This is a genomic window from Pseudomonas sp. GW821-FHT09E12 (genome assembly GCF_059416085.1).
Genome location: NZ_JBWKOM010000004.1, coordinates 434,053 through 448,865, shown reverse-complemented (window position 1 = coordinate 448,865; position 14,813 = coordinate 434,053). Strand labels below are relative to the sequence as shown.

Here is a 14,813-nt window from a genome sequence, read left to right as displayed (position 1 = left end):
TTGTGAGCGAACTCATTCGCGTACCTGACATCGGCAGCGGTGAAGGTGAAGTAATCGAACTGTTTGTGAAGGTCGGCGACCGTATCGAAGCCGACCAGAGCATCCTGACGCTGGAATCGGACAAGGCGAGCATGGAAGTTCCGGCGCCCAAAGCCGGCATCATCAAAAGCCTGAAAGTGAAGCTGGGAGATCGCCTGAAAGAAGGCGACGAGCTGCTGGAACTGGAAGTCGAGGGTGCCGCTGCCGCGGCGCCAGCGGCCGCCGCTCCGGCTGCCAAGGCCGCGGAAAAACCAGCTGCAGCGCCGGCGCCTGCCGCTCCTGCTGCTGCGCCTGCCGCCGCTTCGACCCAGCAAGTCCACGTGCCGGATATCGGCTCGTCGGGCAAGGCCCAGATCATCGAGATCCAGGTCAAGGTCGGCGACACCGTCGAAGCCGACCAGTCGCTGATCACCCTCGAATCCGACAAGGCCAGCATGGAAATCCCATCGCCAGCCGCTGGCGTGGTCGAGAGCATCAGCGTCAAGCTCAACGATGAAGTCGGCACTGGCGACCTGATCCTGGCCCTGAAAGTGGCGGGCGCTGCCCCTGCCGCCGCTGCGCCTGCCCAGGCTGCCGCTCCGGCCGCTGCTGCTCCGGCACCAGCTGCTGCCGCACCTGCCGCCCCAGTGGCCGACAGCGTCCAGGACATCCACGTCCCGGATATCGGTTCGGCCGGCAAGGCCAAGATCATCGAAGTGCTGGTCAAGGCTGGCGACAGCGTTGAAGCCGACCAGTCGCTGATCACCCTCGAGTCCGACAAGGCCAGCATGGAAATCCCATCGCCTGCCGCCGGCATCGTGGAAAGCGTTGCGATCAAGCTGGACGACGAAGTCGGTACCGGCGACCTGATCCTCAAGCTGAAAGTCAAAGGCGCAGCACCTGCTGCTGCCCCGGCTCCAGCTGCCGCGGCGGCGCCAAGCGCTCCGGCACCTGCCGCTGCTGCTCCGGCTGCTGCTGCACCTGCTGCCGCCCCGGCCGCTGCACCTGCCAAGCCTGGCGCCAAAGTTCACGCAGGCCCTGCAGTGCGTCAACTGGCCCGTGAGTTCGGCGTCGAGCTGAGCGCTGTTGGCGCCAGCGGTCCGCACGGTCGCATCCTCAAGGAAGACGTGCAGGTTTACGTCAAAGCGATGATGCAAAAGGCCAAGGAAGCGCCAGTTGCTGGCGGCGCAACCGGTGGCGCGGGCATCCCACCGATTCCGGTGGTGGACTTCAGCCGCTTCGGCGAGATCGAAGAAGTGCCGATGACCCGCCTGATGCAGGCTGGCGCATCGAACCTGCATCGCAGCTGGCTGAACGTGCCCCACGTCACCCAGTTCGACTCGGCCGACATCACCGAGCTGGAAGCCTTCCGGATCGCCCAGAAAGCCGTTGCAGAGAAGGCCGGCGTCAAGCTGACCATCCTGCCGCTGCTGCTGAAATCCTGCGCGCACCTGCTCAAGGAACTGCCGGACTTCAACAGTTCGCTGGCGCCTAGCGGCAAAGCGATCATCCGCAAGAAGTACGTGAACATCGGCTTCGCGGTCGACACCCCGGATGGCCTGCTGGTACCGGTGATCAAGAACGTCGATCAGAAGAGCCTGCTGCAACTGGCTGCCGAAGCCGCTTCCCTGGCTGAAAAAGCCCGGACCAAGAAGCTCTCGGCGGACGACATGCAGGGCGCCTGCTTCACCATCTCCAGCCTCGGTCACATTGGCGGCACCGGCTTCACGCCGATCGTCAACGCACCGGAAGTGGCGATCCTCGGCGTTTCCAAGGCCACCATCCAGCCAGTCTGGGACGGCAAAGCCTTCCAGCCGAAGCTGATGCTGCCGCTGTCGCTGTCCTACGATCACCGCGTGATCAACGGCGCCGCTGCTGCACGCTTCACCAAGCGTCTGAGCGATCTGCTGGCGGATATCCGCACCATCCTGCTGTAAGACTCGGCCGGCTTCCCTGTCATGGGGAAGCCGGCCGTTGCACCCTTTTCGAGCGCCACGCTCGTACCTCAACCCCGTCGATTTGGCGGGGCTTTTTTTTGCCGAAAAATCGCTGTAACCAGCCGCCAAAGCCCGGTAAAACACCAGGAAAGATTAGCTTTCAGAAATCTTCCGTTCTGCCGATAGATTCTTATAGCACTTAGCCTTCATCTCACTTGTCAGTCAGTGCCGCATGATGCAACCTTGCCGCAGGCAACAGTAAAGAGGGCGCGAGCCCGGCGCGATCAGCATTTACCAAGCGAGTTTCCCCATGAAAAGCCAACCCGATGCCGCCAGCCGTATGGTGGCCGAGGTAGTGACGCAGTTGCCCGTGCCCTCGCGGCTCGGCATGCTGCGTTTCGAACGGCTGAATGAAGCGAGCTGGGCCCTGCTGTTTCTCGACCCGAACTGTGAACGCCAATTCGGCCTGCCCGCCGTCGAGCTCTGTGCCCTGGTCGGCTCGCCCTATGCCAGCCTGATGGAACCGGAAGCCCGTTATCAGCTGCACGATGCGATCCAGCAGCAACTGACCCACAGCCCGCATTACCTGATTCGCTACACCCTGCACACCGCCAAGGGCTCACTCAGCCTGCTGGAACTCGGCGAAGCCTACAAACAGCACAATCGACACCTGCTGCGTGGCTATTTCCTGGTGGTCGACGGCCTGCTCGAGAACGATCAGCCGCTCTCCGCGCCCGACCTGGAAACCCAGAACAGTCGCCTGCAAATCGCCCTGGAACTCAATCAGCGTGCCCAGCAGGAACAACTCCAGCACCTCGAACGGGTGCGCGCCCAGCAAGACCTGATCCTGCTCCTGGCCCGCCAGCGCTACAGCGCCAACAACTCCCTGCTGGAAGCCGCCGAGCTGATCACCCGCAGCGCCTGCGACATCTACGAAATCGACTGTGCCAGCATCTGGAACCTGGAAGGCCAGTCGCTGGTGCCCATCTGCGCCTATCACCGCGACCTGCAGGAATACATCCTGCCGGAGACGATCGACGCCAGCGACTTCCCCGACTACCTCGAAGCCCTGCACACCAGCCGGGCCATCGATGCGCACAATGCCATGCGTGACCCGCGCACCCGGGAAATGGCCGAGAGCCTGCGCCCGCGCAATATCAACGCCATGCTCGACGCCAGTATCCGCATCGACGGCCAGGTGGTCGGCGTGCTGTGCCTGGAACAAGTGGGCAACACCCGCGCCTGGCAATCCGATGAAATCGCCTTTGCCGGCGAGCTGGCCGACCAGTTCGCCCAGGTCATCAACAACCACAACCGCCGTACCGCCACTAGCGCCCTGCACCTGTTCCAACGTGCGGTCGAGCAAAGCGCCAATGCCTTTCTGCTGGTCAATTGCGACGGCGTGGTGGAGTACGTCAACCCGAGCTTCACTGCGATCACCCAGTACAGCACCGAGGAAGTCCACGGCCATCGGCTGGCGGAACTGCCGGCGCTGGAGAACCTCAGCGAACTGCTGTTCGACGCGCCCTCCAGCCTGGCCAAGAGCAACAGCTGGCAGGGCGAGTTCAAGAGCCGGCGCAAGAACCTGGAGCCGTACTGGGGCCAGCTGTCGATCTCCAAGGTCTATGGCGACAACCGCGAACTGACCCACTACATCGGCATCTACGAAGACATCACCCAGACCAAGCTGGCCCAGCAACGCATCGAGCGCCTGGCCTACACCGACAACCTGACCAACCTGGGCAACCGCCCCGCCTTCATCCGCAACCTCGACGAACGCTTCGCCCGCGACAGCGACAGCCCCATCAGCTTGCTGCTGGTGGACATCGACAATTTCAAGCGGATCAACGACAGCCTCGGCCACCAGACCGGCGACAAGCTGCTGATCAGCCTGGCCCGGCGCCTGCGCAACAGCCTGAGCCCGAGCGGCAGCTTGGCGCGCTTCGCCAGTAACGAGTTCGCCGTGCTGCTGGACGACACCGACCTGGAGGCCGGCCAACAGATCGCCAGCCAGTTGCTGATGACCCTCGACAAGCCGATGTTCGTCGACAACCAACTCATCAGCGTCACCGGCTCCGTGGGACTGGCCTGCGCACCGCTGCACGGCCGCGACCCGCAGACCCTGATGCGCAACGCCGGCCTGGCGCTGCACAAGGCCAAGGCCAACGGCAAACATCAGGTGCAGGTATTTACCGAGGCCCTGAACGCCGAAGCCAGCTACAAGCTGTTCGTGGAAAACAACCTGCGCCGCGCCCTGACCCAGAACGAGCTGGACGTGTTCTACCAGCCCAAGCTGTGCCTGCGCAGCGGACGCCTGCTGGGCCTGGAGGCGCTGCTGCGCTGGAACCATCCGGAAAAGGGCATGATCCGCCCGGACCAGTTCATCAGCGTCGCCGAAGAGACCGGCCTGATCATCCCGATCGGCAAATGGATCGCGCGCCAGGCCTGTCGCATGAGCAAGCAGCTCACCGCCGCTGGCCTGGGCAATCTGCAGGTAGCGATCAACCTGTCGCCCAAGCAGTTTTCCGACCCGGACCTGGTGGCCTCCATCGCCAGCATCCTCAAGGAAGAACAGCTGCCCGCCTCGCTGCTGGAGCTGGAACTGACCGAAGGTCTGCTGCTGGAAGCCACCGAAGACACCCACCAGCAACTCGACCAGCTGAAAAAGCTCGGCCTGACCCTGGCCATGGACGACTTCGGCACCGGCTATTCGTCGCTGAGCTACTTGAAGAAATTCCCGATCGACATCATCAAGATCGATCGCAGCTTCATCCATGAAATCCCCGCCAACCAGGACGACATGGAAATCACCTCGGCGGTGATCGCCATGGCCCACAACCTGAAGATCCAGGTGGTGGCCGAGGGCATCGAAACCGCGGAGCAGCTGTCCTTCCTGCGTCGCCACCGCTGCGATGTCGGCCAGGGCTACCTGTTCGACCGGCCGATCCCCGGCTCGGAGCTGATCGACAAGCTCAAACGTTATCCGCGCGGCCCAATCGCCTGACAGCGCTGTAACACTCGGGCAAACTGCGTGTCTGGTTAATTACTCAATCCCACCCTGACTGAGAGGACTGATCATGGTTCTGCGCTCGGAAATTCTGGTGAACAAAAACGTGCTACCTACCAAAGAACAAGCCCTGCCTGGCCGCGAAACCCCGATGACCGTGCCAGCCGAACACTTCGTCAACGGCAACCCGCTGCTGGGCCCGTTCCCGGGCAACGTGGAATTCGCCATCTTCGGCCTGGGTTGCTTCTGGGGCGCGGAACGCAAGTTCTGGCAGCGCGAGGGCGTGTTCAGCACGTCGGTGGGCTACGCCGGCGGCTTTACCCCGAACCCGACCTACGAAGAAGTCTGCTCGGGCCTGACCGGCCATAGCGAAGTGGTGCTGGTGGTCTACGAGCCGGAGAAAGTCAGCTACCAGGAACTGCTGGCGATGTTCTGGGAACTGCATAACCCGACCCAGGGCATGCGCCAGGGCAACGACATCGGCACCCAGTACCGCTCGGTGATCTATGCCACCAACCCGACCCAGCTGGAGCAGGCCAAGGCCAGCGAAAAAGTGTTCCAGGCCGAGCTGACCAAGGCCGGGCTGGGCGCCATCACCACGGAAATCGAAGAAGCCCCGACCTTCTACTACGCCGAGGCCTACCATCAGCAATACTTGGCGAAGAACCCGGAAGGCTACTGCGGGATCGGCGGCACAGGCGTGACCTGCCCGATCTGACCCGTAGCCGCTGACGAGGCACGAGGCTGCGATGCGGTCCGCAGGAGCGCCCTCGGGGGCCGCTTCGCTGCCCATCGCAGCCTCGGGCCTCGGCAGCGGCTACACCTCACATTATTCGGCGATCAGCCAATCCATCTGCCAGCCACCCTGGGTCTGGCCCAGTTTCTGCGCCAGCCACGGCAACAGCTCGCGCAACTCCTCTTCCAGCCCCCACGGCGGGTTGGCAATCGCCAGGCCCGAGCCGTTCAAGCTGTTGGGCGTATCCAGCGGATGCACCAGCAGTTCCACACGCAGCAGCTTCGGCGCGCCGGTACCGGCCAGGTCCTGGTAGAAGCGGCGCAGCGCCCGCTGATCCTTGACCGGGTACCAGATGGCCGCCACGGTCTGGCGCATCCGGCCGATGGCTTCTTTCAACGACGCGGCGCAACGCTGCATCTCGTCGAGCTGTTCGAACGGCGGGTCGATCAGCATCACCGCGCGCTTCTCGGCCACCGGCAGCAGCGCCCGCGCCACATGCCAGCCCTCGCCCAGGTGGACCGCCACCCGCCGATCGCCCTTCATGTTTTCCTTGAGCAACAACCCGTCTTCCGGATGCTTCTCGTTGAGCAGCACCCGGTCCTGGGAACGGGTCAGGCGCCGCGCCAGCTCGGGCGAACCCGGGTAATAACGCAGTTCGCCATCGGGGTTCATCTTGTGCAGCACCGCCATGTAGTCGGCGGTCAGCGCTGGCAGGTCCTGCTCGCCCCACAGGCGCGCGATGCCTTCCAGGTACTCGCCGGTGCGGTTGGCCTGATCGCCCTGGAGGTCGTACAGGCCGATGCCGGCATGACTGTCGAGGTAGGCGAACGGCTGCTCCTTGCGCGACATCAGGGCGATGAGGCGGGTCAGGGTCAGGTGTTTGAAGACGTCGGCGTGGTTGCCGGCGTGGAAGGCGTGACGATAGTTCATGGTTGCTCCTGCGCAGGGGGCGAAGTTTACCCTGTGCCACGGCCGGCGTCAGGTCGTGTCGGGAGCTTCCACGGCGCAGGCACGCCCATAAAAAAGCCCGCATCCCAGGGAATGCGGGCTTTTCGAATCACTGCAGGGTTAGCGCCTCAGCGGCTCCCGATCAGTGGTTGAGCTTGTAGTCTTTCTCGGCTGCCTCGAAACGCTGGACCATGCCGGCGCTCGGCGCGCTCATCTTGCTCACCAGCAGGATGGCCAGGCTGGCGAAGATGAAGCCCGGGATGATTTCGTACAGGCCCAGCACATTGAAGTGCTTCCACAGGATCACGGTCACGGCGCCGACGATGATGCCGGCCAGCGCGCCGTCGCGGGTCATGCCTTTCCACAGTACCGAGATCAGCACCACAGGACCGAAGGCTGCGCCGAAACCGGCCCAGGCGTAGCTGACCAGGCCCAGCACGCGGTTTTCCGGGTTGGCGGCCATGGCGATGGCGACCAGGGCAACCAGCAGCACCATGGCGCGACCGACCCATACCAGCTCCAGCTGGGAAGCATGTTTACGCAGGAAGGCCTTGTAGAAGTCTTCGGTCAGGGCACTGGAACACACCAGCAACTGACAGCTCAGGGTGCTCATCACCGCCGCCAGGATGGCCGACAGCAGCACACCGGCGATCCATGGGTTGAACAGGATCTTGGCCAACTCAATGAACACCCGCTCGTGGTTCTCGGTCACGGGACCGGCCACTTCCGGGTGCGCCGAGAAGTAGGCGATACCGAAGAAGCCCACGGCCACGGTGCCGCCCAGGCACAGGATCATCCAGGTCATGGAGATACGACGGGCGTTGGCGATCGACTTGACCGAATCCGCGGCCATGAAGCGTGCCAGGATGTGCGGCTGGCCGAAGTAGCCCAGGCCCCAGCCCATCAGCGAGATGATGCCAATGAAGGTGGTGTTTTTCAGCATGTCGAAGTTGCTTGGGTCCTGGGCTTCGATCGCCAGGAAGGTGGTGTCGACGCCACCGGTGGCCAGCAGCACGATGATCGGCGTCAGCAGCAGGGCGAAGATCATCAGGGTGGCTTGTACGGTGTCGGTCCAGCTCACTGCCAGGAAACCACCGACGAAGGTGTAGGCGATGGTCGCCGCGGCACCGGCCCACAGGGCGGTCTCGTAAGGCATGCCGAAGGTGCTTTCGAACAGACGGGCACCGGCAACGATGCCGGAAGCGCAGTAAATGGTGAAGAACACCAGGATCACGATCGCGGAGATGATCCGCAGCAGCCCGCTCTTGTCCTCGAAGCGGCTGGAGAAATAGTCCGGCAGCGTCAATGCATCGCCGTTGTGTTCGGTTTGTACTCGCAGACGACCGGCGACGAACAGCCAGTTCAGGTAGGCACCGACGATCAGGCCGATGGCGATCCAGCTCTCGGACAGGCCGGACATGTAAATGGCGCCCGGCAGGCCCATCAGCAACCAGCCGCTCATGTCGGAAGCACCGGCGGAAAGCGCGGTCACCACGCTACCCAGGCTGCGGCCACCGAGGATGTAGTCAGAAAGGTTGTTGGTAGAGCGATAGGCCATGAAGCCGATCAGCACCATAGCTGCGATGTAGATCACGAACGTGATCAAGGTTGGATTGCTTGCACTCATTGAGTTACGCCCTGGCTTTGTTTTTATGTAGCGGCGGTCAGCACCACCGCTCTCAAACGACTACGTCTGAGAGACGGTTGGCTACTCCGCGCATTTATGACTGATGTTTCCCCAGGAAAGCCACCAGCCGATGAACCGGCCTCGAGGACCGGTTGCACCTTGGGCGCGAATGCTATTCAACAATTCAAAGAAGGTGCAACCTGTTTCGCGAGAATAAGTTGCACCCAAGCGATTTTTCCGGCGAACGCCCCGTTTTTGCTCCTTTTTGGAGCAAAAACTCATCGCGACAGAATTAAAAGCACCAAGCGGAAGCGCCGCCCAGGGACCAGAAATTAATTCCTGATGAGTTGCCTATTATTCCGATAAAAAACAGGTTGCACCCGGTTGCACCTCTCTCGGCTCACGGCTAATCTTGCCGCCAGCTGATGCCACGCAACCGTGGTAAACATGAGGATAAAAATATGGCTACCACCACCCTTGGGGTCAAACTCGACGACCCGACCCGCGAACGCCTGAAGGCTGCCGCAACCTCGATCGATCGCACGCCGCACTGGCTGATCAAGCAGGCAATTTTCAATTACCTGGAAAAACTCGAGGGTGGTGCAACCCTGACCGAGCTGAGCGGTTCGACCCGCACCGACGGCGATGACGCTGGCGAAGTGCAGACCGACCACGCTCACCAGTGCTTCCTCGAATTCGCCGAAAGCATCCTGCCGCAATCGGTGCTGCGCGCCTCGATCACCGCCGCCTACCGCCGCCCGGAACCGGAAGTGGTACCGATGCTGCTGGAGCAGGCGCGCCTGCCGGCCACCATGGCCGAAGCCACCAACAAGCTGGCCGCGACCATCGCCGAAAAACTGCGCAACCAGAAGAGCGCCGGCGGCCGTGCCGGTATCGTCCAGGGCCTGCTGCAGGAATTCTCCCTGTCGTCCCAGGAAGGCGTGGCCCTGATGTGCCTGGCCGAAGCCCTGCTGCGCATCCCGGACAAAGGCACCCGTGACGCGCTGATCCGCGACAAGATCAGCACCGGCAACTGGCAGCCGCACCTGGGCAACAGCCCGTCGCTGTTCGTCAACGCCGCCACCTGGGGCCTGCTGCTGACCGGCAAGCTGGTCGCCACCCATAACGAAGCCGGCCTGACCTCGTCCCTGAGCCGCATCATCGGCAAGAGCGGCGAGCCGATGATCCGCAAGGGCGTCGACATGGCCATGCGCCTGATGGGCGAGCAGTTCGTCACCGGCGAAACCATCGCCGAGGCCCTGGCCAATGCGAGCAAGTTCGAAGCCAAGGGCTTCCGCTACTCCTACGACATGCTCGGCGAAGCGGCACTGACCGAGCACGACGCGCAGAAATACCTGGCGTCCTACGAGCAAGCCATCCATTCGATCGGCAAGGCGTCCCACGGTCGTGGCATCTATGAAGGCCCGGGCATCTCGATCAAGCTCTCGGCCCTGCACCCGCGCTACAGCCGCGCCCAGTACGAGCGCGTGATGGACGAGCTGTACCCGCGCCTGCTGTCGCTGACCCTGCTGGCCAAGCAATACGACATCGGCCTGAACATCGACGCCGAAGAGGCCGACCGCCTGGAGCTGTCGCTGGATCTGCTCGAGCGCCTGTGCTTCGAACCGCAGCTGACCGGCTGGAACGGCATCGGCTTCGTGATCCAGGCCTACCAGAAGCGCTGCCCGTATGTGATCGACTATGTGATCGACCTGGCGCGCCGCAGCCGTCACCGCCTGATGATCCGCCTGGTGAAAGGCGCCTACTGGGACAGCGAGATCAAGCGTGCCCAGGTCGAAGGCCTGGAAGGCTATCCGGTGTACACCCGCAAGGTGTACACCGACGTGTCCTATATCGCTTGCGCCCGCAAGCTGCTGTCGGTACCGGAAGTCATCTACCCGCAGTTCGCTACCCACAACGCCCACACCCTGTCGGCCATCTACCACATCGCCGGTCAGAACTATTACCCGGGCCAGTACGAGTTCCAGTGCCTGCACGGCATGGGCGAACCGCTGTACGAACAGGTGGTAGGCAAGGTCGCCGATGGCAAGCTGAACCGTCCGTGCCGCGTGTACGCCCCGGTCGGCACCCATGAAACCCTGCTGGCCTACCTGGTCCGCCGCCTGCTGGAAAACGGCGCCAACACCTCGTTCGTCAACCGCATCGCCGACCAGTCGATCTCCATCCAGGAACTGGTGGCCGACCCGGTCAGCCAGATCGAGCAGATGGCGACCCTGGAAGGCGGCTTCGGCCTGCCGCATCCGCGCATTCCATTGCCGCGTGATCTGTACGGCAGCGAGCGCGCCAACTCCGCCGGCATCGACATGGCCAACGAACACCGCCTGGCGTCCTTGTCCTGCGCCCTGCTGGCCACCGCCCACAACCACTGGAAAGCCGCGCCGATGCTCGGTTGCGCTTCCAGCAGCGAAACCCCGGCGCCGGTCTTGAACCCGTCCGATCACCGCGATGTGGTCGGCCACGTACAGGAAGCCACGGTCGAAGACGTCGACAACGCCATCCAGTGCGCGCTGAACGCCGCGCCGATCTGGCAGGCCACGCCGCCGGCCGAGCGCGCCGCGATCCTCGAACGCGCCGCCGACCTGATGGAAGGCGAGATCCAGCCGCTGATGGGCCTGCTGGCCCGCGAAGCCGGCAAGACCTTCGCCAACGCCATCGCCGAAGTGCGTGAAGCCGTGGACTTCCTGCGCTACTACGCGGTGCAGGCTCGCAACGATTTCAGCAACGACGCGCACCGCCCACTGGGCCCGGTGGTCTGCATCAGCCCGTGGAACTTCCCGCTGGCAATCTTCAGCGGCCAAGTCGCCGCCGCCCTGGCCGCTGGCAACCCGGTACTGGCCAAGCCGGCCGAACAGACGCCACTGGTCGCCGCGCAAGCGGTTCGCCTGATGCTCGAAGCCGGCATTCCGGAAGGCGTGCTGCAACTGCTGCCGGGCCGTGGCGAAACCGTCGGTGCCCGTCTGGTCGGCGACGATCGGGTCAAGGGTGTGATGTTCACTGGCTCCACCGAAGTCGCGCGCCTGCTGCAACGCAACGTCGCCGGCCGCCTGGACGCCCAGGGCCGACCAATCCCGCTGATTGCCGAAACCGGTGGCCAGAACGCGATGATCGTCGACTCCTCGGCCCTGACCGAACAAGTGGTGATCGACGTCGTCTCCTCGGCCTTCGACAGCGCCGGCCAGCGTTGCTCGGCCCTGCGCGTGCTGTGCCTGCAGGAAGACTCCGCCGACCGCGTGATCGAAATGCTCAAGGGCGCCATGGCGGAAAGTCGCCTGGGCAACCCCGAGCGCCTGTCCGTGGACATCGGCCCGGTGATCGACGCCGAAGCCAAGGCCGGCATCGAGAAACACATCCAGGCCATGCGCGACAAAGGCCGCAGCGTGTATCAGGTGGCGATCGCCGATGGTGAAGAGATCAAGCGCGGCACCTTCGTGATGCCAACTTTGATCGAGCTGGAAAGCTTCGACGAACTGCAACGGGAGATCTTCGGTCCGGTGCTGCACGTGGTGCGCTACAAGCGCAAGGACATCGACCAGCTGATCGCGCAGATCAACACTTCCGGCTACGGCCTGACCCTGGGCGTGCACACCCGCATCGACGAGACCATCGCCAAGGTGATCGACAACGTCAACGCCGGTAACGTCTACGTCAACCGCAACATCGTCGGTGCCGTAGTCGGTGTGCAGCCATTTGGCGGCGAAGGCCTGTCGGGCACTGGCCCGAAAGCCGGCGGCCCGCTGTACCTGTACCGCCTGCTGTCGACCCGTCCGACCGACGCCATCGAGCAGTCGTTCGCCCGTGGCGACGCCCTGAACGCCCCGGACGTGCGCCTGCGCGATGCCATGAGCAAGCCGCTGAACGCCCTGCAAGCCTGGGCCGACAGCAACAAGCTGGCGGACCTCAGCGCCCTGTGCGTACAGTTCGCGGCGCAGTCGCAGAGCGGTGTCACCCGCGTCCTGGCGGGCCCGACCGGGGAACGCAACAGCTACGCCATCCTGCCGCGCGAACACGTGCTGTGCCTGGCGGAAGTCGAAGGCGACCTGCTGACTCAACTGGCTGCGGTCCTGGCCGTGGGTGGTTCGGCGGTCTGGCCGGAAGGCGAACCGGGCAAAGCGCTCTACGCCCGCCTGCCGAAGGACGTGCAAGCGCGCATCCAGCGCGTGGCCGACTGGACCAAGGACGACGTGGTGTTCGACGCGGTCCTGCATCACGGTGATTCCGACCAGCTGCGCGCGGTCTGCCAGCAAGTGGCCAAGCGTGCCGGCGCCATCGTTGGGGTTCACGGCCTGTCGCAAGGCGAAACCTCGATTGCCCTGGAACGCCTGGTGATCGAGCGCGCCTTGAGCGTCAACACCGCGGCGGCCGGCGGTAACGCCAGCCTGATGACCATCGGCTGAAGCCGATAGTCCGCGGCATGAAAAAGGGCGCCCTCACCGGCGCCCTTTTTTTGCCCGATGCAATTCCCTGTAGCCGCTGCCGCAGGCTGCGATCGACCGGAACGGCCGTAGCGATTTCATTGCCGCCGAAGTCCCTGCGGGACTTATCGCAGCCTTCGGCAGCGGCTACAGAGGCTGTGCCTGTTTGGCATCTTTATCACCCGCATCAATCTTGCTGTTCAGCATTTATTCACCCGCCTAGACTCGGCTCATTCCCTATAAAGCAGGTAGGCCGCCATGTCCGAGACGTTGCTCAGTTCCCGCAATCTGGCTTTCGAGCTGTATGAGGTCCTCGATGCCGAGGGCCTGACCCAGCGCGAGCGATTCGCCGAGCACAACCGGGAAACCTTCGACGCCGCCCTCGGCACCGCGCGCAGCATCGCCGAGAAATTCTTTGCCCCGCACAACCGCAAGGGCGACGAAAACGAGCCGCGTTATGAAGACGGCAAGGCGATCCTGATTCCGGAAGTCAAACCCGCGGTCGATGCCTTTCTCGAAGCCGGCTTCCTCAATGCCGCGCGCAGCTTCGAGGCCGGTGGCATGCAGTTGCCGACGCTGTTGTCCCAGGCCTGCTTCGCGCACTTCCAGGCGGCCAACGCAGCCTCCACGTCCTACCCCTTCCTGACCATGGGCGCGGCCAACCTGATCGAAAGCTTCGGCACCGACGAGCAGAAACGGCGCTTCCTGCAGCCGATGATCGACGGGCGCTTCTTCGGCACCATGGCCCTGACCGAGCCCCATGCCGGCTCGTCGCTGGCGGATATCCGCACCCGCGCCGAACCGGCGGCGGACGGCACCTACCGGCTCAAGGGCAACAAAATCTTCATCTCCGGCGGCGATCACCCGCTGTCGGAAAACATCGTGCATATGGTGCTGGCCAAGCTGCCAGACGCGCCGGCCGGGGTGAAAGGCATCTCACTGTTCATCGTGCCCAAGTTCCTGGTCAACGACGACGGCAGCCTGGGCCAGCGCAACGACGTGTTGCTGGCCGGGCTGTTCCACAAGATGGGCTGGCGCGGCACCACCTCCACGGCGCTGAACTTCGGCGATAACGGGGAGTGTGTCGGCTATCTGGTGGGCAAGCCGCACCACGGCCTGAGCTACATGTTCCAGATGATGAACGAGGCGCGGATCGGCGTCGGCATAGGCGCGGTGATGCTTGGCTACGCCGGCTACCTGTACTCCCTGGAATACGCCCGCGAACGCCCGCAAGGTCGCCTGCCGGACAGCAAGGACCCGACTACCGCGCCGGTGTCGATCGTCCAGCACGCCGACGTCAAGCGCATGCTGCTGACCCAGAAGGCCTATGTCGAAGGCGCTTTCGACCTGGGCCTGTACGCCGCACGGCTGTTCGACGACACCACCACCCTGCCCGACGAAGATCAGCGCAAGCAGGCCCACGAACTGCTGGACCTGCTGACGCCCATCGTCAAATCCTGGCCCTCGGAGTTCTGCCTGAAGGCCAACGAACTGGCGATCCAGATCCTCGGCGGCCACGGCTACACCCGCGAATACCCGGTGGAACAGTATTACCGCGACAACCGCCTGAACCCGATCCATGAAGGCACCCACGGCATCCAGTCACTGGACCTCCTGGGGCGCAAGCTGGCGCAGAACGGCGGCGCGGGCCTGAAACAACTGATCCGCCTGATCGCCGATACCAGCGAGCGGGCCCAGGCCCACGACGCCCTGACGGCGCTGCGCCAACCGCTGGAAAAACTGGTGGCACGCCTGCAAAGCGTGACCCTGGGCCTGCTCAGCGACCTGGCCCAGGGCAAGGTCAACAGCAGCCTGGCCAACTCGGCGCTGTACCTGAAAGCCTTCGGTCATGCGGTGATCGGCTGGCGCTGGCTGGAACAGGCGATTCGCGCGCAGGAAGGCCTGGCCAAGGGCAACCCGGCGGATGTGGGTTTCTACAAGGGCAAGCTGCAGGCGGCGCGTTACTTCCTGAGCTGGGAAGTGCCGGCCTGTCATCACGAACTGGCCTTGCTGGAGGCGCGGGACGATACCTGCCTGGGCATGCAGGACGAGTGGTTCTGAAGCGCTAAAAGCATCGCGAGCAATCGAGCGCCGCCCGGCTGCTCGC

7 protein-coding genes are annotated in these 14,813 nt (G+C 63.7%); 5 read left to right on the top strand and 2 right to left on the bottom strand.

Features of this window, described 5'->3' with window-relative positions:
* The first annotated feature begins 2 nt into the window (after nt 1-2).
* The 3 genes from aceF (at nt 3) to msrA (ending at nt 5,680) form a co-directional block, all read left to right on the top strand.
* On the top strand, nt 3-1,955 hold the full coding sequence (aceF, locus tag AC07PQ_RS13955; protein WP_493185723.1) for a dihydrolipoyllysine-residue acetyltransferase: 1,953 nt from the start codon (nt 3-5) through the stop codon (nt 1,953-1,955).
* 310 nt (nt 1,956-2,265) lie between these two features.
* Nucleotides 2,266-4,959: a putative bifunctional diguanylate cyclase/phosphodiesterase gene (locus AC07PQ_RS13950; RefSeq protein WP_007926803.1), complete on the top strand. Its 2,694-nt coding sequence runs from the start codon at nt 2,266-2,268 to the stop codon at nt 4,957-4,959.
* Between the two features lie 73 nt (nt 4,960-5,032).
* The gene (gene msrA / locus AC07PQ_RS13945; protein ID WP_007926804.1) at nt 5,033-5,680 is read left to right on the top strand and encodes a peptide-methionine (S)-S-oxide reductase MsrA; all 648 of its coding nucleotides are present in this window, start codon (nt 5,033-5,035) and stop codon (nt 5,678-5,680) included.
* A gap of 111 nt (nt 5,681-5,791) precedes the next feature.
* On the opposite strand, the gene AC07PQ_RS13940 is transcribed toward msrA, so the two are convergent.
* On the bottom strand, nt 5,792-6,628 hold the full coding sequence (locus AC07PQ_RS13940; RefSeq protein WP_007926805.1) for a 23S rRNA (adenine(2030)-N(6))-methyltransferase RlmJ: 837 nt from the start codon (nt 6,626-6,628) through the stop codon (nt 5,792-5,794).
* A 160-nt stretch (nt 6,629-6,788) separates the two neighbouring features.
* Nucleotides 6,789-8,273, bottom strand: coding sequence for a sodium/proline symporter PutP (putP, locus tag AC07PQ_RS13935; protein ID WP_007926806.1), 1,485 nt, complete (start codon nt 8,271-8,273; stop codon nt 6,789-6,791).
* A gap of 461 nt (nt 8,274-8,734) precedes the next feature.
* Here putP and putA point away from each other — a divergent pair, with 461 nt between their 5' ends.
* Complete coding sequence (putA, locus tag AC07PQ_RS13930) at nt 8,735-12,688, top strand: trifunctional transcriptional regulator/proline dehydrogenase/L-glutamate gamma-semialdehyde dehydrogenase (RefSeq protein WP_493185722.1); 3,954 nt, start codon at nt 8,735-8,737, stop codon at nt 12,686-12,688.
* 276 nt (nt 12,689-12,964) lie between these two features.
* The gene (locus AC07PQ_RS13925) at nt 12,965-14,767 is read left to right on the top strand and encodes an acyl-CoA dehydrogenase (protein WP_493185721.1); all 1,803 of its coding nucleotides are present in this window, start codon (nt 12,965-12,967) and stop codon (nt 14,765-14,767) included.
* The last annotated feature ends 46 nt before the right edge of the window (nt 14,768-14,813 follow it).

Coding starts and splice junctions, on each gene's coding strand:
- AC07PQ_RS13950 (WP_007926803.1), top strand. CDS start 2,266: ATGAAAAGCCAACCCGATGCCGCCAGCCGTATGGTGGCCGAGGTAGTG.
- msrA (WP_007926804.1), top strand. CDS start 5,033: ATGGTTCTGCGCTCGGAAATTCTGGTGAACAAAAACGTGCTACCTACC.
- AC07PQ_RS13940 (WP_007926805.1), bottom strand. CDS start 6,628: ATGAACTATCGTCACGCCTTCCACGCCGGCAACCACGCCGACGTCTTC.
- putP (WP_007926806.1), bottom strand. CDS start 8,273: ATGAGTGCAAGCAATCCAACCTTGATCACGTTCGTGATCTACATCGCA.
- putA (WP_493185722.1), top strand. CDS start 8,735: ATGGCTACCACCACCCTTGGGGTCAAACTCGACGACCCGACCCGCGAA.
- AC07PQ_RS13925 (WP_493185721.1), top strand. CDS start 12,965: ATGTCCGAGACGTTGCTCAGTTCCCGCAATCTGGCTTTCGAGCTGTAT.